The sequence below is a fragment of the Variovorax sp. P1_H12_2 genome, assembly GCF_056405335.1.
This window is the reverse complement of sequence record NZ_JBFUCI010000737.1, coordinates 1-1,354: the sequence shown is the minus strand read 5'-3', so window position 1 is coordinate 1,354 and position 1,354 is coordinate 1. Positions and strand designations below refer to the sequence as shown.

Annotated in this window: 2 protein-coding genes; both read left to right on the top strand. The window is 51.3% G+C overall.

Annotated elements, in window-relative coordinates; all coding sequences use genetic code 11:
- Positions 1 to 507: 507 nt before the first annotated feature.
- The gene (locus tag AC1D2K_RS34715; protein ID WP_478094978.1) at positions 508 to 678 is read left to right on the top strand and encodes a hypothetical protein; all 171 of its coding nucleotides are present in this window, start codon (positions 508 to 510) and stop codon (positions 676 to 678) included.
- A 146-nt stretch (positions 679 to 824) separates the two neighbouring features.
- Positions 825 to 1,354, top strand: a 530-nt coding sequence (locus AC1D2K_RS34710; protein ID WP_478094977.1) for a pilin, incomplete at its 3' end; no start/stop codon positions are given.

Here is a 1,354-nt window from a genome sequence, read left to right as displayed (position 1 = left end):
ATCCAGCTGGTTCCTTTCAAGACTTCCTCTGCGGTACTTACCAACACCGATGTCGGTGCAACCATCTTCAAATGGGTTTGTGGTCCTACCGCCTCGGGTGGAACACCTTCCAAATACCTGCCTGGTTCTTGCAGGGGCTAATTGCTGCGTTGCTGCCTAAGGCGGCAGCTCGGTATTGCATGTAAAGCGGCGCGTCATTCGATGCGCCGTTTTTGTTTTTGGATATGAAGATGAGGATGAGGATGCCAATGGAGTTCATCACTTGATTTCGGAAACTTTGGTGCGGTAGCAGGCCCTTACTGCGTTGGCTGGGGTTTCACAAGGACTCTGAAGAGTTGCGCAATAGCGAAGCCCGGAAAGCCGGTCCTGGTGGGGAGTCACAAAAAGCGGTATGAGGACTCGATGGAGCGCCACGGGGAAAGACGAAAAACTCACCTTGTATAGCGCGATCGGTTGCGACAAATGCAATAAAGCTGGCTACAAGGGCCGCGTTGGTTGTATGAGCTGATGACTGCAGATGACGCTGCCAAAAAATTGATTCAGGAGCGGGCCCGTATGGCGGAGCTGCTTTCAAGCGCTGTCAACAGCGGCATGCGGACGCTCTGGATAGATGGGATGGAAAAGGCGCTCATGGGTATGACGGATTTGAAGATGGTCCGATCCACCTTCATCAAATGACGAAAATGTCATTGAATTTAGGAGTAAGGGTCAAAAAAGTAAGCTGGCCGCTTATTACGGTCCAAAAATCACGAAAAACAAGGCTCTTTTACGTGGCACAAAAACTGCTCTAACCCTAAGCTAGTTTTTTTAACCAAGGAGTTTTTATGAAGCGTTCAATCCAAAAGGGTTTTACCCTGATCGAACTGATGATCGTTGTGGCGATTATCGGTATCCTGGCTGCGGTGGCTCTGCCTGCGTACCAGGACTACACCATTCGYGCAAAAGTGTCTGAAGTGATTTTGGCTGCATCACAGTGCCGTACCAGCATCACTGAAACTGTGCARTCTTCYGCCAGTACRGTTCTGCCTGCTGCCAATAACTGGGGCTGYGAAAAGAACGCCAGCAGCCCTACAGCCCCAAGCGCTCCCACAAAGTACGTTTACAACATCACCACCACCAATRCCGGTGTAATCACCGTCCTCACGCAAAATGCGACTGACCTGAAAGATGCCGCCAGCACCTCGATCCAGCTGGTTCCTTTCAAGGATTCCGCCACCGCACTTACCAACACCGATGTCGGTGCAACCATCTTCAAATGGGTTTGTGGTCCTACCAGCACGGGTGGAACACAACACCGATGTCGGTGCAACCATCTTCAAATGGGTTTGTGGTCCTACCGCCTCGGGTGGAACAC

Bases quoted from the DNA above. Each gene is read 5' to 3' on its own strand.
- AC1D2K_RS34715 (WP_478094978.1), top strand. From the start codon at position 508: ATGACTGCAGATGACGCTGCCAAAAAATTGATTCAGGAGCGGGCCCGT.